Origin of the sequence: Aquabacter sediminis (assembly GCF_028863665.1) — a bacterium.
Lineage (GTDB): Bacteria > Pseudomonadota > Alphaproteobacteria > Rhizobiales > Xanthobacteraceae > L1I39.
On the sequence record NZ_JARBFX010000003.1, the window covers coordinates 246,304 to 270,362 of the forward strand.

Consider the following 24,059-nt stretch of genomic DNA (forward strand, 5'->3'; position numbering starts at 1 on the left):
GTTGTGCGCTCACCTTGCCCACGGGTTTCACCGCCGGACGAGAAGGCTCCGCGGCGCAGAATTTTTGAGAGACTTTCCACGGCCGGACAAGCTCGGATTGGTCATGAAATAACGATGGGCGTTGAATGATTCCGCGCCCGGGGCCGGGACTATGCGTTCCGAAGACCCATCCGGCAACACCCGCCAGCTCTGTTCGTTGTCGATAAGATTGGCAACCATGATCTGGTCGAGGACCTGCTCGTGCACCGTCGGATTGGTGATCGGGCACAAGGTCTCAACGCGACGGTCCAGGTTGCGCGTCATCAGGTCGGCGGACGAAATGTAAACGATTGCCTTGGGATGGGGCAATCCATGGCCGCCGCCGAAGCAATAGATGCGGCTGTGTTCAAGGAAGCGTCCGACGATGGACTTGACGCGGATATTTTCGGACAAGCCTGCGATGCCGGGCCGCAGGCAGCAGATGCCGCGCACCACGCATTCTACCTGCACCCCGGCCGCGCTCGCATCATAGAGCGCGTCGATGACCATGGGGTCGACCAGCGAGTTGCACTTCAGCCAGATCGCCGCCGGACGGCCGGCGCGGGCATGGGCGATCTCTTGCGCGATGTTCTCAAGGATGCGCGGCTTCAGGGTGGTGGGCGACACCGCCATCACATCCAGCTCGCCGGGCGTGGCATAGCCGGTGATGAAGTTGAAGATCCGTGCCACGTCCTGGGCGATCACAGGGTCGGCGGTGAAGAAGGACAGATCGGTGTAGATGCGCGCGGTGATGGGGTGATAATTGCCCGTGCCCACATGGCAATAGGTGGAGAGCGCCCCGCCCTCGCGGCGCACCACCATGGACAACTTGCCGTGGGTCTTCAGGTCGATGAAGCCGAACACCACCTGCACGCCGGCGCGCTCCAGGTCACGCGCCCAGCGGATATTGGCTTCCTCGTCGAAGCGGGCCTTCAGCTCCACCAAGGCGGTGACGGACTTGCCCGCCTCCGCTGCCTCGGCCAGCGCCTTCACGATGGGGCTGTCGGAGGAGGTGCGGTAGAGGGTCTGCTTGATGGCGACGACATTGGGATCGCGAGCAGCCTGACGGAGAAACTGAACCACCACATCGAAGGATTCATAAGGGTGGTGAACCAGAATATCCTTCTCGCGAATGGCCAGAAAGCAGTCGCCACCATGGTCGCGAATGCGCTCGGGAAAGCGAGCGTTGTAAGGCTGAAACTTCAGGTCCGGCCGATCCACCGACACCAGCTGCGAGAACTCGTTCAGCGCCAGCACGCCGTTGACGACGAAGATCTCCTCGTCCTTTACGTCCAGCTCGCGGGCGACAAAGTTGCGCAATTCGTCCGGCATGCCGGCATCCGCCTCCATGCGGATAACCGAGCCGTAGCGGCGCTGCTTCAGCGCGGTTTCGAACAGGCGGACGAGATCCTCGGCCTCCTCCTCGATTTCCAGGTCGCTGTCGCGGATGACGCGGAACACCCCCTGGCCCTTCACGACATAGCCTGGGAAGAGGCGAGCGATGAACAGGCCGATCATCTGCTCGAGGGCAATGAAGCGCATGCCCTGGTCATTCAGGTCCGGCAGGCGGATGAAGCGTTCCACCTTGGCCGGCACGCGGATGAGCGCGTTCATGCCCCGCCCGTCGGTCTGCCGCACCAGTTGCAGGGCCAGCGAGAAACCCAGATTGGGAATGAAGGGGAAGGGATGGGCCGGATCGATGGCGAGCGGGGTCAGCACCGGGAAGACATGGTGCAGGAAGTGCTTTTCCAGGGCAGCAAGGTCGCTGGCGGTGATTTCGGCGCCATCCACCAGGCGAATGCCGGTGGCGGCCAGTTCCACGCGCAGCTCGCGCCAGCGGGCCTGCTGGTCGAAGATCAGCTTGCCCGCCTCGTTCATGATCTTGGCAAGCTGGTCGGTCGGGCTGAGGCCGTCCGGGCTCGGCGTCGTGACGCCTTCGCTGATCTGTTCCTTCAGGCCGGCGACGCGGACCATGAAGAACTCGTCCAGGTTGTTGGCCGAGATGGACAGGAAGCGCAGTTGCTCCAGCAGCGGGTGTGTGGAGTTGGAGGCCTCCTCCAGCACCCGACGATTGAAGTGCAGCCAGGAAATCTCGCGATTGATGAAGCGGTCCGGCGAATGGCGCAGGTCGCTGACGGGGCTCTCCTGGGGTGCGGGAGCAGCGTCCTCCACCACGGAAAGGGCTGCTGTCTCGTTCGCGCTCATGTGCAATCCCCCAAATTCGCCCGGACCATGGCGATCTTGCATGACCGCTCTATGACAGTCCCGTGTCAGGGCGCGTCATCATCTTCGGGCGCATCCATCTCCGCACGCAAGACCTCGGCTGCCAGCGCGCGCGTCACGGGACGCCTGGCGGCCAGCGCAGCGCGGTCGATGGCGGCCACCAGGGTCTGGGCGCCATCGACGGACCGGGGCATGCGTCGCAGAAGATATTGGACCGTCGCCTCGTCCACCTGAATCTGGCGGTCAGAGAAAAGCTTCACCAGCACGGCGGCGAGCAGGCTGTCGTCGGCGGGCACGATCTCCACCACCGGAATGGCGCGCAGGCGCGAGACCAGATCGGGCGTGACCAGAGGCAGAGCGGCGAGCGGTGTGCGCGCGGTCATCAGCACATGGGCACCCTGCTCGCGGGCGAGATTGAGAAGGTGAAACAGCGCGGGCTCGTCCAGGCGGCCCGAGGTCAGGTCCTCGACCACGAGGGCGCCCGTCTCGAGCGCCGCCGGTACACCCGGCTTGTCGAGTGCTGCCGCTTGCACCGTCCGTGCACCGGCCTCGCGCGCGAAGATGGCAGCCAGATGGCTCTTGCCGGCACCGGCGGGGCCCACCAGCCCGACCACCGGTCCTGGCCAGTCGGGATAGGAATCAATCAGCGCCAAAGCCGCCGCATTGCCGGGCGCGGCGAGGAAATCCTCGCGCAGCAAGGCGGCAGTCGGCGGCAAGTCCAGTGGCAATTGGCGGCTCATCTGTCCTCGGCTGGCCATGGGTCAGCGCATGTCCGCGGTCGGTCCGTCGCCGCCGGTATAAAGCGGGCTCTGGAAATATTGCCGGAACGCGAAGCGCACGAGCACGCCAACCGCCGCGGTCAGCGGCACGGCCAGCAGCAGGCCGACAAAGCCGAACAGATAGCCGAAGGCGAACAGGGCGAACATGAGCCACACCGGATGCACGCCGATGCTGTCGCCCACCAGCTTGGGCGAGAGGATGTAGCCCTCCACCGTCTGGCCGGCGAGGAAGATGGCGAGGATGGTTCCGATCATGGCCCAGTCGGGAAAGAACTGCACGATGGCGATCCCCATGGCGAGCACCAGGCCGGTCATGGAGCCCACATATGGGATAAAAGTAATGAGCCCCGACACAATGCCAATGAGCAGGCCGAAATTAAGGCCGGCCATGGTCAGGGCCACCGCATAGAAGGTGCCCAGCAGCAGGCAGACAAGGGCCTGGCCGCGGATGAAGCCCGCAACCGCCATGTCCATCTCACGCCCCAGGCGTCGCACCACCGGCCGCTGATGCACGGGGATCCAGCTGTCTACCGCATGCAGCATGGCCGGCCAGTCGCACAGCACATAGAAGACCACCACCGGCGTCACCACCATCAGCGCGAACACCGAGATCAGCGCCTGCCCGCCGGACCACAAGGAGGTCAGGAAGCCGAGCATGTAGGTGACGCCCTGGGACATGAGGTCGGACAGGGAGCGCTGGATGTCCGGCAGCCGGTCGCCGAAGAAATGGTCGATCCATTCCCGGTTCTCCTGCGTGACCAGCCGCTGCAGGCGCGTCACGTAGCCGGGCATGTTCTGGATGAACTCGAACAGCTGGCTGGACAGGAGCGGCAGCACCACCAGAAGGAGGATCACCACCACCAGCACCAGGAGGCCCACAATCGCCAGCGCCGCGGGTGTGCGCGCCAGCCCCAGGCGCGCCATCCGCTCCACCAGCGGGTTGAGGAAATAGGCAATGGCGATGCCAACCACGAAGGGCAGCAGGATGCCGCGCAGGAGCCATAGGGCGCAAATGAGCGCCACCAGGGCCCCGATCCAGAACCGCAATTGCAGCTGAAGCGCCATCGCGCCTCCCTTCGAGCATGCAGGGCAGGACGAGGGCCTGCGAGGCCGGCGCACCCCTGGCCGTCAGCCGGCCGCGTGGCGCATCCACTCGGCGAGATAGGCCGCTGCGGAAAGGGCCGTCAAGAGGCCCACCGCCAGAAGGCCGAGTTGGAAGGCGTAGCCCAGCGAAACACCGAAACCCTCGGCCGCCAGCACCATGGCGGCGAAGGCGATCTGAGCGGTGGTGTTGACCTTCGAGACCACCAGCGGTCGGATCGTCACCGGCCGCGCCATGAGGGCGGAGAGCATGATGGCGCCGATGATCATTACGTCCCGCGCCACCACGGCGATGGCGACCCAGCGTGGGATCAGGCCGGAAATGGCCAGCGTCACATAGATGGAGACCAGCAATGCCTTGTCGGCCAGGGGGTCGAGATAGGCGCCAAGCTCGGTCTGCATGCCGAAATTCTTGGCCAGAAACCCGTCAATAGCATCCGACACCCCGGCGAGGAGGAACAGCCAGAAGGCAAGCTGCACCTCCCCGGAGGCAATGGCCCACACCACGATGGGCACCAGCAGGATGCGGCCCAGCGTGATGAGGTTCGGCAGGCTCACGGGGTGCTCCCCGCCTCAGGACCGCTTGATGGCGAACGGCCCGAAGCTCTGGTGACTCGCCATGGCCTGGATGCGGGTGATGTTCACGTGGCGCGGCAAGGTGGTGCAGAAGAAGATCTGCTCGGCAATATCCTCGCCGGTCATGGGGGCGACGCCCTCATAGACCTTGCCGGCGCGCCCCTCGTCGCCCTTGAAGCGCACCACGGAGAATTCCGTCTCGGTGAGGCCGGGTTCCACGTTGGTGACGCGCACGCCGGTGCCCACCACATCCGCCCACAGATTGAGCGCGAACTGCTTCACGAAGGCCTTGGTGGCCCCATAGGTGTTGCCGCCCGGATAGGGATAGTCGCCAGCCACCGAGCCCGTGAGCACCACATGGCCTTCCTTGCGGGCCACCATGCCCGGCAGCGCGGCCCGCACGGTGTAGAGCAGGCCCTTCACATTGGTGTCGACCATCTCTTCCCAATCGGAGAGATGCGCCTCCTGGGCCGGCTCCAGGCCAAGCGCCAGACCCGCATTGGCGCACACCACATTGATGCCCGCGAAAGCCTCGGGCAGCCCGGCGAGGGCGGCGGTGGTGGCTTCATAATCGCGCACGTCCAATTCCAGGCAGTGCACATGGTCGCCCAGTTCCGCGGCCATCGCGGCCAGTCTGTCGGCCCTGCGCCCCGCCAGCACCACACGCGCGCCGGCGCCCGCATAGCGCCGCGCAGCGGCCGCGCCGATGCCGGAGGTCGCGCCGGTGATGAGCACGGTCAAGGTCTTCGGATCCAGCATCTGATACATGGCTGCGCTCCACAGGATTTCTTCGCCGGCAGGAATAGAGGAAGAGTGGCCCCTTTGAACACATGCTCACGGCATTTTTTGGCAACGGGTCGGCAGGCTTGGCCCTCTCACGTTGTGTGATTGTGTTATGGGAGGCAACCGGACTTCAAGTGTGATCCACTGCGGCTATTGTGTCGCAGAGGATGTGGGGGTCATTCTCCTGCCATGTTCTGCCGGAAAGTGTTCCGGCTCACGGTCTCCTGTGGGGGGCGATCGGGCCAGGGAATCTGAAGTTGCCGTTAAGGCTGTTGCACGTTGCGGGGTGAGCCGGTCGGCGGATCAGGTTAGGCTTTGAAATTGGTATCGCGCGTGTCGCGGTGCGTGCGGAGACATTTGGATGAAGGCAGTTCCCGCGGCAGCGGTGTTGGTATCGGCCTTGGCACTTGCCGGGTGCAGCACGGAGTTGGGCGGCTTCGGCACCAAACCCACTGCAATGGATTCACCTCCGCCTCTTTCGGCGCCGACCGCCTCGGTTGAGACGGCGCCCATGCCCGCGCCCAATTCCACGGCGTCCATTGCCCGCCCCACCACCGGAGCCGCAGCTGCCACCGCAGGCGCCGCCGTGACGCCCACCACCACCGCCTCCAACGTTCCCCTAACACCCCCGCCCACCAACCCGGGCGGTGTGGCCTATGCGGCCAGCAATGCGCAGGAACAGCTCTCCGGCGCCTGGACTTTCGCGTGGGACGAAGGCCGGCGCACCTGTCCACTCACCCTGTCCACTGCGCGCGGCGCCAGCGGCCTTGCGGCGCAAGCGGACATTTCCTGCCCGAGCGAAATCTTCATGACCAAAGGCTGGGACGTGATGGGCTCGGATCTGGTGCTCCAGAACCATGTGGGCAAGGTGACTGCTCGCCTCCAGCCCGACGGCGCCAATCGCTATGTCGGCACCATCCTGGACAACAACCAGCAGATCGCCCTCACCCGCTGATCAGGCGCTGCAGCACGGTACGCTGCACCGGCCCGCGAACCGGGACGCTCTTCAGTCGTCCCCGTCTTCCTCATGACCCACGAGGGCCGCCTTGCCGCGAAAGCCGGTGGCCAGCACGTAGAGTTCCGCCGAATCGGCGCGGCTCGCGGGCGGCTTGATGTGGCGCACCTGGGAAAAGTCCCGCTTCAGGTCCGCCAGCAGCACCCCTTCCGTGCCACCCTGCAGAACCTTGGCCACGAACACACCGCCTGGCGCAAGCACCTGGCGGGCGAAGTCGGCCGCCAGTTCCACCAGGCCCACGATCTTCAGATGATCGGTCTGCTTGTGGCCGGTGGCATTGGCCGCCATGTCGGACATGACGAGATCCGCTGGCCCGCCCAGCATCTCCAGAAGGCGCTCGGGGGCCTCCGGGGTCAGGAAGTCGAGTTGCGCGAACTGGACGCCGGGAATGGATTCCATTTCCAGCAGGTCGATGGCCACCACCTTACCCTGCCCTTCGGCGAGACCGATCTTGCGCGCGGCCACCTGGCTCCAGCCGCCGGGCGCCGCGCCCAGATCCACCACACGCATGCCGCGCTTCAGGAAGTGGACCTTTTCGTCCATCTCGATGAGCTTGTAGGCGGCGCGCGAGCGCCAGCCCTCCCGCTTGGCGCGGGCCACGTAGGGGTCGTTCAGCTGGCGCTGCAGCCATTTCTGGGACGAGGTGGTGCGGCCGCGCGCAGTCTTCACGCGCACCTTCAGCGGGCGCCCGTCCGGCCCCTTGGGAGCAGATGTCACGCCTGGGGCTCCCGCGCGCAGTCGGCCCTGTGACGGCGCCACGCGCCGTCAGCCCGCATCAATTGCACCAGCATACCCTCCCTGAGACCGCGATCGGCCACGCGAAGCCGATCGGTGGGGAAGGTCTCGCGTATCGCTTCCATGATCGCGCATCCCGCCAAAACCAGATCAGCGCGCTGGGCGCCGATGCAGGGATTGGAGACGCGCTCCTCGAACGACATGCCCATGAGCCGATCCACCACGCAGTTGATGTCCTGCGCGTGGAGCCAGGCGCCGTCAACCCGGGTGCGGTCATAGCGGGCCAGTCCCAGGTGAATGCCTGCCACCGTGGTGACGGTGCCGGAGGTGCCGAGCAGGTGCATGCGCCCCGGCGGGCGCACACCCCAACTCTGGCGCACGCCGTCCAGCATGGCGGCCACTTCGCCCACCATGGCCTCGAACAATTCGCGGGACACCTTCACGCCGCCATGGCGCTCGGCCAGCGAGACGACGCCCACCGGCAGGGACACCCAGGAGCGGATTCGCGCCCGCGGGGGGCCGTCATCGCCGGAGGCGCGGCGGCCGAGCCACACCACTTCCGTCGAACCGCCCCCGATGTCGAACAGGATCGCACCCTCGCAGGTCGGGTCCACCAACGGGGCGCAGCCGGCGGCAGCAAGGCCGGCCTCGGTGCGGCGGTCAACCACATCCAGCACCAGCCCCGTCCGCTCGGTGACCCGGGCGCAGAAATCCGGACCGTTGGCCGCCGCACGGCAGGCTTCGGTGGCGATGATACGTGCGCGGGAAACGCCACGCGCCTCGATCTTGGCGGCGCACACCTCAAGAGCCGCCACGGCCCGGTCCATGGCCGCATCGCACAGACGCCCGGAGGAGGCCACGCCCTCGCCGAGCCGGACGATTCGGGAGAACGCATCCACCACGCGGAAATTCCGTGGTGTCGGGCGGGCAATGAGGAGACGGCAATTGTTGGTGCCGAGGTCGAGGGCGGCATAGACGCGATCGCTCCGCGCGCCCGGCCCAAGGCCGGCCCCGCCGCGTGCGTCCCAAGGAGCGCCATTGCGTTCCTGGACAGACAGCGCCGAACCCTCTGCGGGCCCGTGCGTCTCGTCCCTCATTTTCGTCCCCTTGCGCCGTTCGGACGCCCGCTCTCAAGCAGGCTTCCCCGGCTGCTTAGCCATCACGTTGAAAGAAATGTAAGCAGCGCGGATGCCAAGCGCAATCGAGCCGGCGCCAGGAGACGCCGGTTCGAGGCGAAAATGCGGAATGAGGGGTGGGACCGGCCTATTCGGCGGCAGCCCGTCCGGCGAGGTCGAGCGTCAGTCCGGCGGCGAGCGCATCCACCCGGAACGCCTTCACTGCGTCGAGCGACAGTTCCATGGCGGTCTTGGAGCCGAGCGACGGCAGCTTCTTCAGCACGTCGGCGGGGGCGGTGATGATGTGGCAGCCCATGCGGTCCGCCTCGATCACGTTCCACACCTCGCGGGTGGAGGCCCAGATGACTTCCACATTGGCGGTCTGGCGGGAGAGCTCCACCGCCTTGGAAACAGCCGGCACATAGTCGATGCCAAGGTCCGCGAGGCGGCCGGCAAAGACGGAAATGCAGGAGGGCGCCCCACCGGCGAGCGCCGCGACGCCCGCTTCCACCTGCTCGGTGGCGAAGATGGCGGTGAGGTTCACCTTCACCCCGTCCTGGGTCAGGTCGCGCACCAATTCGTAGAGCGTCTCGCCGCGTGTCGTGGACACCGGCAGCTTCACATGCACGTTCTCGCCCCAGGTGGCGATGACGCGGGCCTGGGCGCGCATTTCGGGGATGTCGTCAGAGAAGACCTCGAAGGAGATGTGCCGGTCCGGCACCGCCGCGACAAGGTCGCGGGCATAGGCCTCATAGTCCGAGACGCCGGCCTTGCGAAGCAAGGATGGGTTGGTGGTGAAGCCCGCAATGTGGGCGTGGCGCGCCATGTCGACGATCTGGGCCTTGTCGGCACCATCCGTGAAAAGCTTCACCTTCAACGCTTCGAGCGTCACGGACATCTTCCGGTCCTTCCCTTGCCGCGGCGCGCGCCGCTTCTTTCCTATGCCGCGCGATTGCGGCGCGCGGATGAAACTGCCGAGCAGCCGACGCCCATATGGCGCCGGAGCGCATGTCTTTCCAGTATTTTTGCTGGGTTATTTTCCGGGCGGGATGGGAAGAGCCACCCGGCCCAGTTCGCGGGCGACGGCCGGAACCGGCACATCCGGGCCGAACGCCACCAGCATCTCCCCTGCCCCACGCGCCAGGACCGTGCCGGGGGTCGCGCCTTCCGGGAGCACCGCCAGCACCATGTCGGCGCCGGACACGTCCGTGGCCTGGCGGGCGAGGATCAAGAGATCCGGTGCAAGCGCATCGCGCAGCAAAGGCGCGGACGCCACGATGGCGAGGCCCTGCGGCACCGCGCGCCACCACTCCCCCGCCGGAGGAAGCGCCACCGCGTCCGCGTGCCCCTCCGCAAGGGCGGCGAAGGCAGACGTTGCATCCGGGGAGACGGAGACGGGAATCGCGGCCCCGAAGAAATCCTTGGCGACACCGAAGCCGGCGGTGCCGGTGCCTTGCGTCACCAGGACCGAGAAGTCTGGCTTCTGCGTCCGAATCGAGGCCGCGATGATGTTGGTCCAGATGGAGGCGATGGCCTGCGGCGTAGGCGCGCCCCCGCTGCGTGCGATCAGAACCCGGATCAACGAGGCCTGCCGGCCGGGGCGAAACACCGGCCCACCGGCCACCGTCTTTGTGGCCCCCACTTCCGCCACGACGGCGGTACGTTCCCCCAGCAGTTTCAGGATCTCGCCGTCGATGCGATCAATCTCCTGGCGCAGCACCGGGAGAGGACGGGGGGACGATTGCGCCGAGGCCTCCCCGCCACCCAGCGACACCGCCATCGGAATGAGGAAAACGCAGCCAATCGCCGCGCCGAGGGCAATACGGTAAGGGGGCGTTAACCAAGATGGCACGTTCTGGACCTCGGAGCGCAGTGGAAAGGCTTCGGAAATAGGCTACCGCCATGCTGGCAAGTGCGCGGGAGCGCGTCGAGGGATTTCCCGACCGACGCCGCCCGTGCACCCGCCCCTCGCTCCCCGGGAGCGCACGGTTGCAGAGGACGTGATGGTATCGGTTGACCTGCTGGAACGGATGGCCAAGGAAGCCCACGCGGCCGCCCGCGAGCGCTACCCGCTGCTGGAGCCGTGGGACCGACTGACCCCGGAGCGGCGAGCCTACCAGTGCCGCCTCATGGCGCATGCCCTGGCCGCGCTCACCGCGCGGGACGTGCTCGACCTTTTGGATGCCGTCCCCGAAGTGGTGGCGCTGCCCTCCGAGCCCAGCCCTTATGCGCTCGCCGAGCTCCAGGAAGCGGCCATCAGCGATAGCGGGACCTCCACCGATGCCCGCCGCCGCTACCGCTCGCTGCTCTCCGTGGCGGCTCAGCCCTTGGTGAGTCGGGCCCGCCATCCTGCGTCCTGAGCGGCCCCACGCTCATGCCGTGCGCATGCCAGGCATCCGTCCGCGGCGTGCGGCCGCGACACCGAGGATGATGAACAGCAACACATTGATCCCCTGCGCCACCGCGAAGGGCGGTTCAGCGCTGGTGGGTGCGAAGGCGTGGAGGATAGGCACTTTCTGGAAGGCCTGGGCGATGCCCACGAACACCAGCAGGTAGAGGCTCGCCACCACGCCGGCCGCAAACACGGCCTGATACGGCCCCACCCGATGGAGGCGCCGCGCCGCCCAGGCCACGACCGCCAGCACGAGCAAAGCGACGATGCCGACAATGACCGCCGGCGTCAGCGCCAGGCCCGGGAACAGGAAGCCGGTGGCGCTGGTCAAAAAGGCCGTCCACAGAAACAGCCGCATGGCCGTGCCCCGCGCCCCCGGACGGAACAGGTCCGCCACCGCGAAGACCCCCGCCACGATGGCAACGAGGCTGATGAAGGTATGCACCGCAGTGATCACCGAAAGGTAGGTCATGGCATCCTCCAGGCGCGAGCAGGCGCCGGCATCGCGCCACGCGGCCCCGCTCAGGCAAGCATCCATATGCAAAGTGCCAGCCTGTCGGCCCCCACCGATCCAGGCAGCGATACGCGGCACGCACGGGCCCATTGGCCATACGCAAGGGGCCAAGGCGCCCTGCACGCGACGTCAGTGTGCGCCAGCCCAGCTTGCTTGCAAAGTCCCAAACGGACTTCACCTCCATTGCAATGATGCACGCCTTGCGCCGCAACAGGGGCTCGGGGCATATCCATGTGCAAGCGCCGAGGCGCTTTTGAACATCCTGCAGAGGAGATGAAAATGGCTAAGGTCCTGGTGCTCTATTATTCGTCCTACGGCCACGTTGAGACCATGGCGGAAGCCGTGGCGGAAGGCGCCCGCGGCACCGGCGCCCAGGTGGACATCAAGCGCATCCCCGAGACCGTCCCCGAGGAGATCGCCAAGAACGCCCACTTCAAGCTCGACCAGAAGGCGCCCGTCGCCACCGTGGCCGACCTCGAGCACTATGACGCCATCATCGTCGGCACCGGCACGCGTTTCGGCCGCATGTCATCCCAGCTCGCCGCCTTCCTCGATCAGGCCGGCGGCCTGTGGGCGCGTGGCGCGCTGAACGGCAAGGTGGGCGGCGCGTTCGTGTCCACCGCCACCCAGCATGGTGGCCAGGAAACCACCCTCTTTTCCATCATCACCAACCTCCTGCACTTCGGCATGGTGATCGTGGGCCTGCCCTACAGCCACCAGGGCCAGATGACGGTTTCGGAAGTGGTGGGCGGCGCGCCCTATGGCGCCACCACCATTGCCGCCGGTGACGGCTCCCGCCAGCCCTCCGAGATCGAGCTGGCCGGCGCCCGCCACCAGGGCGAGCTGATCGCCAAGACCGCCGCCAAGCTGTTCGGCTGATCCCTCGCCGGTCGCCGGCGGAGATACGAAAAAGGGCCGGGGCGCACAGGCGTCCCGGCCCTTTCCTGTTGTGAGGATCAGCTCAAACGACGGTGCGCCGCGCCTGCTGGGGTCCCACATTGAAGACGCGCTTGTAGCGCTCGATCTCCTCCGTCGGCCCCATGGCCTTGGTGGGATTGTCCGAGAGCTTCACTGCGGCGTGTCCGTTGGCCGAGATGACCTTGCACACGATGGAGATGGGATCGAGCACCCCGCCGGGCGCCAGCCCCCGGAAGTCGTTGGTGAGCAGCGTGCCCCAGCCGAAGCCGAGCCGCATTCGGCCGTTGAAGACCTTGTAGATGCGTTCGATCTCGCCGATGTCGAGCCCGTCCGAGAAGATGGCGAGCTTCTCGGTGGGATCCTGCCCGCGCGCGCGCCACCAGGCGATGGCCTCCTCGCCGCCTGCAATGGGCTCCTTGCTGTCGATGCGGATGCCAGTCCAGCCGGCGAGCCAGTCGGGGGCATGGGCAAGGAAGCCGGAGGTGCCATAGGTGTCCGGCAGCATGATCCGCAGGTTGCCTTCGTAATCCTCCTGCCAGTCCGCCAGCACCTGGTAAGGCGCCCAGGCCAGCTCCGCATCGTTGCGGGCGAGTGCGCCATAGACCATGGGCAGTTCGTGGGCATTGGTGCCCGCCGCCTCCACCTCGCGCCGCATGGCGATGAGGCAGTTGGAGGTGCCGAGGAAGGTATCGCCCATGCCCTCGATAAGCGCCTGGACGCACCAGTCCTGCCACAGGAAACCGTGCCGCCGTCGGGTGCCGAAATCGGCGAGGTTCACCCGCCCCAGGGACTTCAGGAACTCGATCTTTTCCCACACCCGCGTCATGGCGCGGGCATAGAGGATCTGCAGCTCGAACTTGCCGAGGCTGCGCAGCACCGCCCGGGAGCGCAGCTCGTTGATTATGGCAAGCGCCGGGATCTCCCACATGGTGGTCTCGACCCACGGCCCCTCGAAGGTCAGCTCATACTGGCCGTCCCGCTTTTCCAGGTGGTAAGCGGGAAAGCGGAAGCGCTCCAGCCAAGCCACATAGTCCGGCGAGAACATCTGCCGCTTGCCGTAGAACATGTTGCCGCGCAGCCAGGTGGATTCTCCGCGCGTGAGCGACAAAGAGCGCACATGGTCCAACTGCTCGCGCAACTCGCCGATGTCGATGATGTCCGCGAGCCGCACATGGGTCGAGCGGTTGTGGATGCCGAAGGTGACGCGCACCGCCGGGTGCCGGCGGAAAATCGTTTGCCCCATCAGGAGCTTGTAGAAGTCCGTATCCAGCACCGAGCGAACGATGGGATCGATCTTCCACGTATGATTGTAGACGCGCGTCGCTATGTCCGTCATGGCTCCCCCCGCGGCCAGCGCGCTTGTGATTGGTCTTCGGACTTATAGCACCGGGGGGCAAGGCCGGGCCAAGTCCCCGAGCGCATTTATGCAATTGGAGGAATTCCACCCTCTTTCAGCCCGGCGCAGGGGGGCGTGCCGCGGCTCGCCATGCGACACTGGATCGCCTGAAAAATCTGGCGATCAGACCTACGTAGAGATACGTAGTCTTGCGTAAGGTTAAGCTTGAGCTTGGCGACGAGGCGCCGCTTGATGTTTCCCGATCCCTTGCAACCGTGCCCTCCGTCGCGCCCTGAACAGGAGAGCGACGTCGCCCCTATGGAAGCCGCCTCCGCGGCCCATAAGCCGCGTCGTTCCGTAGAGGCCCTGCACGCCCTCCAGCATCTCTTGAACATGGGCGAAGACGATCTCTCCGTGCTCTATGAGAGCTATCTGGATCGGGCGCGCGCGCTGTTCGGCATGGATGCGGGTGTTATCAGCAGCGTCAAGGACGACCAGTTCGTCTTCTTGTGCGTGCAATCGGTGCGGCCGGTGCCCTTTCAGTCTGGCGATCGCTGGCCGCTGGATTCCACCTTCGCGTCCGAAGTGGTGCGCACTGGCGAGACCCGCCTGATCTGGCACCTGTCGGAGGAAGAACGCTTCAAGTCCCATCCGCTGCATCGTGACGCCGGCTTTGAGACCTATGTGGGCGCGCCCATCCGCATCGGCGAGGCCATCATTGGCACCTTGAGTCTTCTGGGCAGCAAGCCGCGCGTCATTCCGTTCACGTCGGAGGAGCAGGCGTTTCTCGAACTGCTGGCCAACATGCTCGGGCGCGCCATAGAGCGGCACCGCCTGGACATCCGGCGCCGGGCGGCGGAGGTGGAGCGGCAGGATGCCATGCGCCTGTTCACGGCAGCCTTCGACAATGCGCCCATCGGCATGGCCCTGGTGGGCCTGGATGGCCAGTTCCTGGACGTCAACGCGGCTGCCTGCCAGCTCTTTGGCTATTCGGAACTGCAATTGCGGGCCCTGACCTTCCAGGCGATCACGGTCGCGGCCGATCTGGAAGCGGACCTTGAGGATCTGCGCCGGCTTCGCGCCGGGGAGATCCAGGGATATCGCCTTGAGAAGCGCTATGTGAGGAGCGATGGCAGCATCCTTCAGGCGCAGCTTGATGTGACGCTGGTGCGCAATGAGGATGGCAGCCCGCGCTGCTATGTCTCGCAGATCCAGGACATCGGCCCACAGACGCATCTGCTCGAGCAGCTCAACCAGCGCAGCGAGGAATTGCAGCAGGTCAACCGCAAGCTCACCGAACTCGCAACCGTGGATCCTCTCACCGGCATTCTCAACCGCCGGGCCCTGCGACAGCGTATCGACCAGGAATTGGCCGCCGCCCAGGCCTCCAAGACGCCGCTCGCGTTCGTGATGTTCGATGTGGATCACTTCAAGGCCTATAATGATCGCTTCGGCCATTTGGAGGGCGACCATGCCCTCAAGGCCATCGCGGACATCCTGCGCGACGGCACCCGCGCCTCGGACACCATCGGCCGTTTCGGGGGCGAGGAATTCCTGGTGTTGCTCCCGGGCGCCGACGAGGCGACGGCGCGGGCGATCGCCGAACGCATCCGGACCCGCACCGAAGCCGCCACTGGACTGCTCGCCCTCCTGACCATCAGCGCGGGCATCCATGTGTTCGAGCCAGCCGAGGAAGCGGCCTCGGGAGATCAGCCCATCTCGAAAGCTGATGCCGCGCTCTACCGGGCCAAGAATTTGGGGCGGAACCGGGTGGAGGTGGCCTGAGGCATCCACACGTCTGGGGAGCACTCAGCGCCGGGAGGACAGGCAGCAAGATTATTGCCGCCAGGGCATCAATGTGATGCCATTTCTTCCCATAGAAGCGAAGCGGCGGGCACGGCATCCTCGACGAAAGTCAAAGAAGGGGAAACGCCATGGCTCGCATGCGTGCTGTCGACGCCGCTGTCCGCGTTCTGGAAAAGGAAGGCATTTCCTGCGCCTTCGGCGTTCCGGGCGCAGCGATCAATCCGTTCTATTCTGCCCTCAAGGCCCGCGGCTCCATCCGCCACGTCCTGGCGCGCCACGTGGAGGGCGCCTCCCACATGGCCGAGGGCTATACCCGTGCGGTGGCCGGCAATATCGGCCTGTGCATCGGCACCTCGGGGCCGGCCGGCACGGACATGATTACCGGGCTCTACTCCGCCTCGGCCGATTCCATTCCGATCCTGTGCATCACCGGCCAGGCCCCCCGCGCCCGGCTCTACAAGGAAGATTTCCAGGCGGTGGACATCGAATCCATCGCCAAGCCGGTCACCAAGTGGGCGGTCACCGTGCGCGAGCCGGCCCTGGTGCCGATGGTGTTCCAGCAGGCCTTTCACGTCATGCGCTCGGGCCGTCCGGGGCCGGTGCTCATCGACCTGCCCCTGGACGTGCAGCTCGCCGAGATTGAGTTCGACGAGGAAACCTACGCGCCTCTTCCTGTCTATAAGCCCAAGGCAACCCGCGCCCAGGCGGAGAAGGCACTGTCCTTCCTGCTCGACAGCGAGCGCCCGCTGATCGTCGCCGGTGGCGGCATCATCAATGCGGATGCCTCGGCCCAGCTCGTGCAGTTCGCCGAACTGACCGGCGTGCCGGTCATCCCCACCCTTATGGGCTGGGGCACCATTCCCGACGACCATCCGCTGATGGCCGGCATGTGCGGGCTCCAGACCTCGCACCGCTACGGCAATGCCAACATGCTGGCGTCCGACTTCGTGCTCGGCATCGGCAATCGCTGGGCAAACCGGCACACGGGCTCGGTGGAGGTCTACACCAAGGGGCGCAAGTTCGTGCATGTGGACATCGAGCCGACCCAGATCGGCCGCGTGTTCGGCCCGGACTTCGGCGTTGTCTCGGACGCCGGCGCGGCGCTCGATCTCTTCCTCGAGGTGGCGCGGGACTGGAAGGCGAAGGGCCTGTTGCCGGACTATTCTGCCTGGGCGCAGGAATGCCTTGGCCGCAAGCGCACCATGCTGCGCAAGTCTCACTTTGATAACGTGCCGCTGAAGCCCCAGCGCGTCTATGAGGAGATGGTGGAGGCCTTCGGCCGCGACGTGACCTATGTCACCACCATCGGCCTCTCCCAGATTGCCGGCGCCCAGTTCCTGCACGTCTATGAGCCCCGCCACTGGATCAATTGCGGTCAGGCGGGCCCGCTCGGCTGGACCTTGCCGGCGGCGCTGGGCGTTCGGGCGGCGCGTCCCGATGCCAAGATCGTGGCGCTATCGGGTGACTATGACTTCCAGTTCCTGATCGAGGAACTGGCGGTGGGCGCCCAGCACAAGCTGCCCTATCTCCATGTGGTGGTAAACAATTCCTATCTCGGCCTCATCCGCCAGGCCCAGCGCGGGTTCGAGATGGACTTCGAGGTGTCACTGTCCTTCGACAATATCAATTCGGAAGAGGCTGGCGCCTATGGCGTCGACCATGTGGCGGTGGCCGAGGGCCTCGGCTGCAAGGCCATCCGGGTGCGCACGCCCAACGAATTCAAGGATGCCTTCGCCCGCGCCGAGGCCCTGATGCAGGAGCACCAGGTGCCGGTGGTGGTGGAATTCATCCTGGAGCGGGTGACCAACATCGCCATGGGTGTCGAGATCGACAAGGTGACCGAGTTCGAGGACATCCTCGATCTTCCTGTCGAGAAGGTTCGTCAGCCCGAACCGGCGGAGTGACCTCCCCTCCGGACTTTGGGTAGACTTGACCCTCCGGCGCACGTCGCGCCGGAGGGCTCTTTGCGGCCGCGCCGTCGGGGGCGGACCGAAACCAAGCAATATCAAAGGCTCAGCCAGCGGAGAGGTGAATGCCCCAGTTCGCAGCCAATCTGACCATGCTCTGGAACGAGATCGATTTTCTCGACCGTTTCGACAAAGCCGCACAAGCCGGCTTCAAGGGCGTGGAATATCTCTTCCCCTATGCCTATCCGGCGGAGCAGGTGGCCGAGCGGCTCCACAAATTCGGCCTCACCCAGGCCTTGCACAACCTGCCGGCGGGCGACTGGGGCAAGGGCGAGCGGGGCATCGCCGTGCTGCCGGACCGCGTTGGCGAGTTCCAGGACAGTGTCGGCACCGCCATTGAATATGCGAAGGTGCTGGGCACCAAGACGCTCAACGTGCTCTGCGGCCTCACCCCCAAGGACGTGGCGCCTGAGAAGGTCCACGAGACTTTGGTGGCCAATCTGAAGTTCGCCGCGGCGGAGCTGAAGAAGGCCGGCATCCCCTTTGTCGCCGAGGCGATCAACACCCGCGACATGCCAGGCTTCCACCTCACCAACACCAAGCAGGCCATGGCCCTGTTCGACGAGGTGGGCGCGGACGACATCTTCTTCCAGTACGACATCTATCACATGCAGATCATGGAAGGAGATCTCGTCACGACCATCCGCGCCCAGCTGCCGCGTATCAAGCATGTGCAGCTGGCGGATAATCCCGGCCGCCATGAGCCGGGCACGGGCGAGATCAACTACCCCTTCGTGCTCAAGGCGCTGGACGAGGCCGGCTATACCGGCTGGGTGGGCTGCGAATACAAGCCCAAGACCACCACGGACGAAGGCCTCGGCTGGCTCAAGGCCTATTGAGACTGGCGGGGGCGAATGCCCCCGTTCTCCACCGCCAAGCAAAGCCGCGACGCGCAGGGCGCGGCGCGCCCATAGATTTCAGGGAGTGATTTCACATGAACGTCGGTTTCATCGGCCTCGGCATCATGGGCCGGCCCATGGCCGGGCATCTCATAGATGCCGGCCACACCCTCTTCGTCCATAACCGCTCCAAGCCCGCCCAGGACCTCCTGGACAAGGGCGCGGTGGATGCCGGCTCGCCGGCCGAAGTGGCCCGCAAGGCGGACATCATCATCACCATGGTCCCGGACACGCCCGACGTGGAGAAGGTGCTGTTCGGCAAGGATGGGGTCGCCGAGGGCCTCTCCGCCGGCAAGATCGTGGTGGACATGAGCTCCATCTCTCCCGTCGCCACCAAGGAATTTGCGGCCAAGGTTGCGGCGCTGGGCGCCGACTATCTGGACGCACCGGTCTCGGGCGGCGAAGTCGGCGCCAAGGCGGCCTCGCTGACCATCATGGTGGGCGGCAGCGATGCCGGCTTCGAGGCGGTGAAGCCCCTGTTCGAGAAGATGGGCAAGAACATCACCCTGGTGGGTGGCGTCGGCGCCGGCCAGACCGCCAAGGTGGCCAACCAGATCATCGTCGCGCTCACCATCGAGGCGGTGGCCGAGGGCCTGGTCTTTGCCGCCAAGGCGGGGGCGGACCCGGCCAAGGTGCGTCAGGCGCTCATGGGCGGCCTTGCCACTTCCCGGATCCTGGAGGTGCATGGCGAGCGCATGATCAAGCGCACCTTCGATCCCGGCTTCCGGATCGAGTTGCACCAGAAGGACCTGAACCTGGCTTTGTCGTCGGCCCGGGCGCTTGGTGTGTCGCTGCCCAACACGGCCACGGCGCAGGAACTCTTCAACGCGGTCTCCGCCCATGGTGGCGCCAAGCTCGACCATTCCGCCCTGGTGAAGGCGCTGGAGCTGATGGCCGGCCACGACGTGGCGTGACAGCGCATCTCATGCTCTATGCATGAGGCCGGGTCCCGCCAGCGCCAAATGGCGGGACCCGGCACCGGCGTCGCCCGCGACGCTGCAAACACCGGCCGCAACGGCCCGGCAGAATGACTTCAGGGGAAGACGCCATGGTCACGAGACGCACCCGCTCCACCAAGATCGTCGCGACGGTCGGTCCAGCCTCCAACAGCCCGGAGATGCTGAAGGCCCTGTTCGAGGCGGGGGTCGACGTGTTTCGCCTGAACTTCAGCCATGGCACGCAAGAGGACCATGGCGCGGTGCTGGCCCGCATTCGTGCCCTTGAGGCAGAGGCGGGCCGCCCCATCGGCGTGATCGCCGATCTCCAGGGCCCCAAGCTTCGCCTCGGCCGCTTCACGGACAATTCCATCACCTTCGCGCCCGGCAAGATCCTGCGCTTCGATGCGGACGTGGAAACGCTGGGCGACGAAAACAGGGTTCCCATTCCTCATCCCGACATCATCGAGGCCCTCACCCTCGGCGCCACCGTCCTGTGCGACGACGGCAAGGTGCGCCTGAAAGTGGTGGGCAAGGGCCCCGGCTGGCTGGATGCGCAAGTCATCAGTGGGACGCGCCTGTCCAACAACAAGGGCTTCAACATTCCCGACGTGGTGCTGCCGCTCTCACCGCTGACGGAAAAGGACCGGTCTGACCTCGCCTTCGCCCTCTCCAAGGGCGTGGAATGGATCGCGCTGTCCTTCGTGCAGCGTCCGGAGGACATCCACGAGGCCCGCGCTTTGGTGGGCGACAAGGCCGCCATCATGCTCAAGATGGAAAAGCCTTCGGCGGTGGAACACCTCACCGAACTGGTGCGCCTGTCGGACGCCATCATGGTGGCGCGCGGGGATCTCGGCGTTGAGCTGTCGCTGCCGGAGGTGCCGGCCATCCAGAAGCGCATGATCGCCGAATCCCGGCGCTTCGGCCGGCCGGTCATCGTCGCCACCCAGATGCTGGAGAGCATGATCACCGCCCCCGTCCCCACCCGCGCTGAGGTGTCGGATGTGGCAACCGCCGTCTATGAGGGCGCGGATGCGGTGATGCTGTCCGCGGAAAGCGCAGCGGGGCAATACCCCCGGGAGGCCGTGGCCTTCATGGACGACATCATTCGCCATGTGGAAGGCGATCCCGGCTATCGGCAAGTGCTCGACGCCATGCCCGCCCCCGCCGGCGACGGCATCGGCGATGCAGTGATCCGCGCCGCCACCCAGACGGCCACGGCCGTGAGCGCCAAGGCGATCGTGGCCTATACCTCCTCCGGCACCACAGGCTTGCGCGCCGCCCGCGAGCGCCCGGCCCAGCCGATCCTCGGCATCACCAGCCGCATTGAGACCGCCCGTCGCCTGGCGCTCTGCTACGCCGTCCATGCCGTGCACGCGCCGGGGGACATCCACTCCTTCGGCGAGATGGTGGACACGGCGGTGCGCATCGCCGTGCGCGAAACCATGGGCAAGCCGGGCGACCGGCTGACCATCACTGCGGGCGTGCCCTTCGCCCAGCAGGGCACCACCAACATCCTGCGCGTCACAACCATTGGCGACACCGACCCACCGAGCAAATACGACGCCTGATGGTGCCCCCCTGCGGCACCCCGCCGCACGGAAGGCCTTTTTCCTCCGCCGGGCAGGGCGAACGCCCACCGTGCAACCATGGGAGGTGGCACAGCCCCGCGGTTTAAGGGATTATGGCGCCGCACCCATCGGGAAGGCCTCATGCCCATCGAGATCGAACGCAAGTTTCTGGTCCGGGATGATCGTTGGCGAGAAGGAGCGAGCGGGGAGCGCTATTGCCAGGGCTATTTGTGCATCTCGGCGGACGCCACCGTGCGCATTCGTCTTGCAGGACGCGTTGGCTACATCACCGTGAAGGGCTCCACGGAGGGCATGTCCCGCGCCGAGTTCGAATATGAGATCCCCGGGCCTGATGCCGAGGCCATGCTGCGCGACCATTGCGCCAAGCCGCTGATCGAAAAAGAGCGCTTCACCCTGGATTACCAGGGCAAGACCTGGACGGTGGACGTGTTCGCTGCGGCAAATCAGGGCCTCGTGGTCGCCGAGGTCGAACTGGAGCATGCGCAGGAGCAGGTGCCCCTCCCTCCTTGGGTGGGCGAGGAGGTCACCGACGACCCGCGCTATCGCAACTCCGCATTGGTGAGCGCCCCAATGAATGGGGAAGAAGCCCCACCTCGCGGCGGGGGATGTTGCGGGTCAGGGACATAGGGCTGATCAGGCCCCCTGTCCGCCTGCCCCCTTCTCCAGCAAGGCTTCTATGGCCAGAAGATCGCGCCACACCAGTCGCTTGCCCAGCGGCGTGCGCAGCAGATAGGCGGGATGGAAGGTGGCGAGTGCCGAAATGGCCCGCCGTCCCGTGTCGTAGGGGACCACCTGCCCCCGCATCTTGGTGATGCCTTCCTTGGTGCCCAGAAGCGTCTGGGCGGAGGGCCCGCCCAGGCACACCAGAATGTCCGGATCCGCCAACTCGATCTGCCGGCGGATGAAGGGCAGGCAGACGGCGGTTTCCTGCGGGGTGGGCGTGCGATTTCCCGGCGGGCGCCAGGGAATGACATTGGCAATATAGGCGCTGGTGCGGTCCAGGCCGATGGCGGCCATCATCAAGTCCAAGAGCCGCCCGGAGCGTCCAACGAAGGGCAGGCCCTGCACGTCCTCGTCGCGGCCCGGCGCCTCGCCCACGAACATGATGCGGGCCTGCGGGTTGCCATCGGCGAAGACAAGGCGCGTGGCCGTGCGCTTCAAGGGGCAGCCGTCGAAGCCTTCCAGAATCATCTTGAGCGCGTCGAGGGTTTCCGCGGAACGCGCCGCCTCCCGCGCAGCCATCTCGGCCACATCCGGCGGCTGCGCCGCCATCATCCCGCCAGCCGCAACGGGCGTTGTTGTGCGGGGAGCCGGTCTCGCAGCCTGAGCGGACGGCCGCGCGGCCGCGCCGGGTCCCCGTTCTGCGCCCGCGGCGAAGGCCGCCGCACGGGCCTGCGCGGCTGCCGCGCTCTCGGCGAAGCGATCGACCGGCTCCTCTCCAATGGCCACATCCACGCCGGCTTCCAGATGGAAGGCGAGCAGGTCGGCAAGATCTTCTGGAGAAAAATCAGTCATGGCGCCGCTGTGAAATGGGCTGCCAGGATAGCCCATCCAGGGCGCCCCCGCGACCGCGTTGCGCAGCGTCAAATTCAATCGCAGTGCGTCAATCGAATTGTCATCCCGGTCCAAGCGTGGAAAAAGTCAAAAGACGAAGAACACGGGTCTAGGGAAGCGGTGATGAGCGAAGCTGAGCTGCCGGAACGCGAGGGAATGGATTATGACGTGGTGGTGGTGGGCGCAGGCCCCGCTGGCCTCGCCACTGCCATCCGCCTGAAGCAGCTCGCGGGCGAGCGGGGAGAGGATGTGTCCGTCGTCGTCGTGGAGAAGGGCTCGGAGGTGGGGGCCCACATCCTGTCGGGCGCCGTGATCGACCCCTCAGGGCTCGACATGCTTTTCCCCGACTGGCGCACCGAAGGCGACGCCCCTCTCGTCACGCAAGTGGTGGACGATCGCTTCTATCTGCTGGGCGCGGGTGGTGGCATCCGCCTGCCCAACTTCCTCATGCCGCCGCTGATGAACAATCACGGCAATTACATTGGCTCGCTCGGCAATGTGTGCCGCTGGCTCGCCCAGAAGGCCGAGGCCCTGGGGGTGGAGATCTATCCTGGCTTTGCCGCCTCAGAGATCCTTTATGACGACAAGGGCGCGGTCGCTGGCATCGCCACCGGCGACATGGGCGTCGGCCGCGAAGGCGAGCCCAAGCCCGAATTCACCCGCGGCATGGAATTGCGCGGCCGCTACACGGTGTTCGCCGAGGGTGCGCGCGGACACCTCACCAAGCAGCTCATCGCCAAGTACAGCCTGGATGCCGGACGCGAGCCGGGCAAGTTCGGCATCGGCCTCAAAGAGTTGTGGAAGGTGAAGAAGGAGAAGCACCACCCCGGGCTGGTGCAGCACGCCTTCGGCTGGCCGCTGGACCACAAGACCGGCGGCGGCGCCTTCCTCTATCACATGGAGGACGAGCAGGTGATGGTGGGCTTCGTGGTCCACCTGAACTACCAGAACCCCTATCTCTCGCCTTTCGACGAGTTCCAGCGCTTCAAGACCCACCCCTTCTTCGCCGATACGTTCGAAGGCGCCAAACGCATCTCTTATGGCGCCCGCGCCATCACGGAAGGCGGCTACCAAAGCGTGCCGAAGCTGTCCTTCCCCGGCGGCGTGCTGGTGGGCTGCGCCGCAGGCTTGGTGAATGTGCCGCGCATCAAGGGCAGCCACAATGCGGTGCTCTCCGGCGCGCTCGCGGCCGAGCATCTGGTGACTGCGCTCGCCGAAGGGCGCGGGCACGACGAATTGGCGAGCTTCGAGGGGGCCTGGCGCCATTCGGCCATCGGCGAAGACCTGCGCAAAGTGCGCAACGTGAAGCCGCTCTGGTCCAAGTACGGCACCTTCATCGGCATCGGCCTCGGCGCCGTCGACATGTGGACCAACACGCTGGGATTCTCGCTGTTCGGCACGCTCGGACATGGCAAGACCGATGCGGCGTCCCTGAAGCCGGCCTCCGAATGCAAGCCCATCGCCTATCCCAAGCCCGATGGCGTACTGACCTTCGACAAGCTGTCCTCGGTGTTCATCTCCAACACCAATCATGAGGAGGACCAGCCGGTCCATCTCAAGGTGAAGGACATGGCGCTGCAGAAGGCGTCCGAGCACGACGTGTTCGCCGGGCCGTCCAACCGCTATTGCCCGGCGGGCGTCTATGAATGGGTGGAGGAGCCGTCCGGCCCCCGCTTCCAGATCAACGCCCAGAATTGCGTGCACTGCAAGACGTGCGACATCAAGGACCCCAATCAGAACATCGTCTGGACCGCCCCGGAAGGCGGCGGCGGGCCGAACTATCCCAATATGTGAGGCTGCG

General features: G+C 66.0%; 22 protein-coding genes. 10 read left to right on the forward strand and 12 right to left on the reverse strand.

Annotation, left to right across the window (positions count from 1 at the left end):
• Positions 1-27: 27 nt before the first annotated feature.
• The 5 genes from PV781_RS06880 to PV781_RS06900 form a co-directional block, all read right to left on the reverse strand.
• Complete coding sequence (locus PV781_RS06880; RefSeq protein ID WP_274774892.1) at positions 28-2,223, reverse strand: RNA degradosome polyphosphate kinase; 2,196 nt, start codon at positions 2,221-2,223, stop codon at positions 28-30.
• Between the two features lie 65 nt (positions 2,224-2,288).
• Entirely contained in the window at positions 2,289-2,981 is a 693-nt protein-coding gene (locus PV781_RS06885; RefSeq protein WP_274774893.1) for an HdaA/DnaA family protein, read from the reverse strand.
• 21 nt (positions 2,982-3,002) lie between these two features.
• Complete coding sequence (locus PV781_RS06890) at positions 3,003-4,085, reverse strand: AI-2E family transporter (RefSeq protein ID WP_274774894.1); 1,083 nt, start codon at positions 4,083-4,085, stop codon at positions 3,003-3,005.
• Between the two features lie 63 nt (positions 4,086-4,148).
• A complete protein-coding gene (locus tag PV781_RS06895; protein ID WP_274774895.1) occupies positions 4,149-4,679 on the reverse strand; it encodes a CDP-alcohol phosphatidyltransferase family protein in 531 nt (176 codons plus the stop codon).
• Between the two features lie 15 nt (positions 4,680-4,694).
• A complete protein-coding gene (locus tag PV781_RS06900; RefSeq protein WP_274774896.1) occupies positions 4,695-5,465 on the reverse strand; it encodes an SDR family NAD(P)-dependent oxidoreductase in 771 nt (256 codons plus the stop codon).
• Positions 5,466-5,991: 526 nt separating this feature from the next.
• Here PV781_RS06900 and PV781_RS06905 point away from each other — a divergent pair.
• Positions 5,992-6,435: a protease inhibitor Inh/omp19 family protein gene (locus tag PV781_RS06905; protein WP_247657756.1), complete on the forward strand. Its 444-nt coding sequence runs from the start codon at positions 5,992-5,994 to the stop codon at positions 6,433-6,435.
• A 51-nt stretch (positions 6,436-6,486) separates the two neighbouring features.
• Here the strand turns inward: PV781_RS06905 and PV781_RS06910 are convergent, their stop codons facing one another.
• From PV781_RS06910 to PV781_RS06925, 4 genes are all read right to left on the reverse strand, one after another.
• Positions 6,487-7,212 (reverse strand): RlmE family RNA methyltransferase, encoded by a 726-nt coding sequence (locus PV781_RS06910; protein ID WP_274774897.1) that lies wholly within the window; start codon positions 7,210-7,212, stop codon positions 6,487-6,489.
• Positions 7,209-8,327: a Ppx/GppA phosphatase family protein gene (locus PV781_RS06915; RefSeq protein WP_274774898.1), complete on the reverse strand. Its 1,119-nt coding sequence runs from the start codon at positions 8,325-8,327 to the stop codon at positions 7,209-7,211. The genes PV781_RS06910 and PV781_RS06915 overlap by 4 nt, the downstream gene beginning before the upstream one ends.
• A gap of 166 nt (positions 8,328-8,493) precedes the next feature.
• Positions 8,494-9,243 (reverse strand): transaldolase family protein, encoded by a 750-nt coding sequence (locus PV781_RS06920; RefSeq protein WP_274774899.1) that lies wholly within the window; start codon positions 9,241-9,243, stop codon positions 8,494-8,496.
• A 135-nt stretch (positions 9,244-9,378) separates the two neighbouring features.
• A complete protein-coding gene (locus PV781_RS06925) occupies positions 9,379-10,197 on the reverse strand; it encodes a chorismate mutase (protein WP_274774900.1) in 819 nt (272 codons plus the stop codon).
• A 151-nt stretch (positions 10,198-10,348) separates the two neighbouring features.
• Here PV781_RS06925 and PV781_RS06930 point away from each other — a divergent pair, with 151 nt between their 5' ends.
• A complete protein-coding gene (locus PV781_RS06930; RefSeq protein WP_274774901.1) occupies positions 10,349-10,705 on the forward strand; it encodes a hypothetical protein in 357 nt (118 codons plus the stop codon).
• A 12-nt stretch (positions 10,706-10,717) separates the two neighbouring features.
• Here the strand turns inward: PV781_RS06930 and PV781_RS06935 are convergent, their stop codons facing one another.
• Positions 10,718-11,209 (reverse strand): hypothetical protein, encoded by a 492-nt coding sequence (locus PV781_RS06935; RefSeq protein ID WP_274774902.1) that lies wholly within the window; start codon positions 11,207-11,209, stop codon positions 10,718-10,720.
• 321 nt (positions 11,210-11,530) lie between these two features.
• Between PV781_RS06935 and wrbA the strand changes: the two genes are divergently transcribed.
• Entirely contained in the window at positions 11,531-12,130 is a 600-nt protein-coding gene (gene wrbA / locus PV781_RS06940; RefSeq protein ID WP_274774903.1) for an NAD(P)H:quinone oxidoreductase, read from the forward strand.
• An 82-nt stretch (positions 12,131-12,212) separates the two neighbouring features.
• Here wrbA and pncB read toward each other — a convergent pair whose 3' ends face one another.
• Positions 12,213-13,505 carry a nicotinate phosphoribosyltransferase gene (pncB, locus tag PV781_RS06945; protein ID WP_274774904.1) on the reverse strand — a complete coding sequence of 431 codons (1,293 nt, stop codon included), beginning with the start codon at positions 13,503-13,505 and terminating at the stop codon, positions 12,213-12,215.
• A 318-nt stretch (positions 13,506-13,823) separates the two neighbouring features.
• On the opposite strand from pncB, the gene PV781_RS06950 reads away from it, so the two are divergent.
• The 6 genes from PV781_RS06950 to PV781_RS06975 all read left to right on the forward strand — a co-directional run bounded on the left by PV781_RS06950 (position 13,824) and on the right by PV781_RS06975 (position 21,331).
• A complete protein-coding gene (locus PV781_RS06950; RefSeq protein ID WP_274774905.1) occupies positions 13,824-15,290 on the forward strand; it encodes a GGDEF domain-containing protein in 1,467 nt (488 codons plus the stop codon).
• A gap of 149 nt (positions 15,291-15,439) precedes the next feature.
• Positions 15,440-17,215: a glyoxylate carboligase gene (gene gcl, locus PV781_RS06955; protein ID WP_274774906.1), complete on the forward strand. Its 1,776-nt coding sequence runs from the start codon at positions 15,440-15,442 to the stop codon at positions 17,213-17,215.
• Between the two features lie 128 nt (positions 17,216-17,343).
• On the forward strand, positions 17,344-18,117 hold the full coding sequence (gene hyi, locus PV781_RS06960) for a hydroxypyruvate isomerase (RefSeq protein WP_274774907.1): 774 nt from the start codon (positions 17,344-17,346) through the stop codon (positions 18,115-18,117).
• Positions 18,118-18,212: 95 nt separating this feature from the next.
• Positions 18,213-19,091, forward strand: a complete 879-nt coding sequence (locus tag PV781_RS06965) for a 2-hydroxy-3-oxopropionate reductase (protein WP_274774908.1) — start codon at positions 18,213-18,215, stop codon at positions 19,089-19,091.
• Positions 19,092-19,225: 134 nt separating this feature from the next.
• The gene (pyk, locus tag PV781_RS06970) at positions 19,226-20,683 is read left to right on the forward strand and encodes a pyruvate kinase (protein WP_274774909.1); all 1,458 of its coding nucleotides are present in this window, start codon (positions 19,226-19,228) and stop codon (positions 20,681-20,683) included.
• A 141-nt stretch (positions 20,684-20,824) separates the two neighbouring features.
• Positions 20,825-21,331 carry a CYTH domain-containing protein gene (locus PV781_RS06975; protein WP_274774910.1) on the forward strand — a complete coding sequence of 169 codons (507 nt, stop codon included), beginning with the start codon at positions 20,825-20,827 and terminating at the stop codon, positions 21,329-21,331.
• Between the two features lie 6 nt (positions 21,332-21,337).
• Here the strand turns inward: PV781_RS06975 and PV781_RS06980 are convergent, their stop codons facing one another.
• Entirely contained in the window at positions 21,338-22,219 is an 882-nt protein-coding gene (locus tag PV781_RS06980; RefSeq protein WP_274774911.1) for a uracil-DNA glycosylase, read from the reverse strand.
• A 162-nt stretch (positions 22,220-22,381) separates the two neighbouring features.
• Here PV781_RS06980 and PV781_RS06985 point away from each other — a divergent pair, with 162 nt between their 5' ends.
• Complete coding sequence (locus tag PV781_RS06985; RefSeq protein WP_274774912.1) at positions 22,382-24,052, forward strand: electron transfer flavoprotein-ubiquinone oxidoreductase; 1,671 nt, start codon at positions 22,382-22,384, stop codon at positions 24,050-24,052.
• The last annotated feature ends 7 nt before the right edge of the window (positions 24,053-24,059 follow it).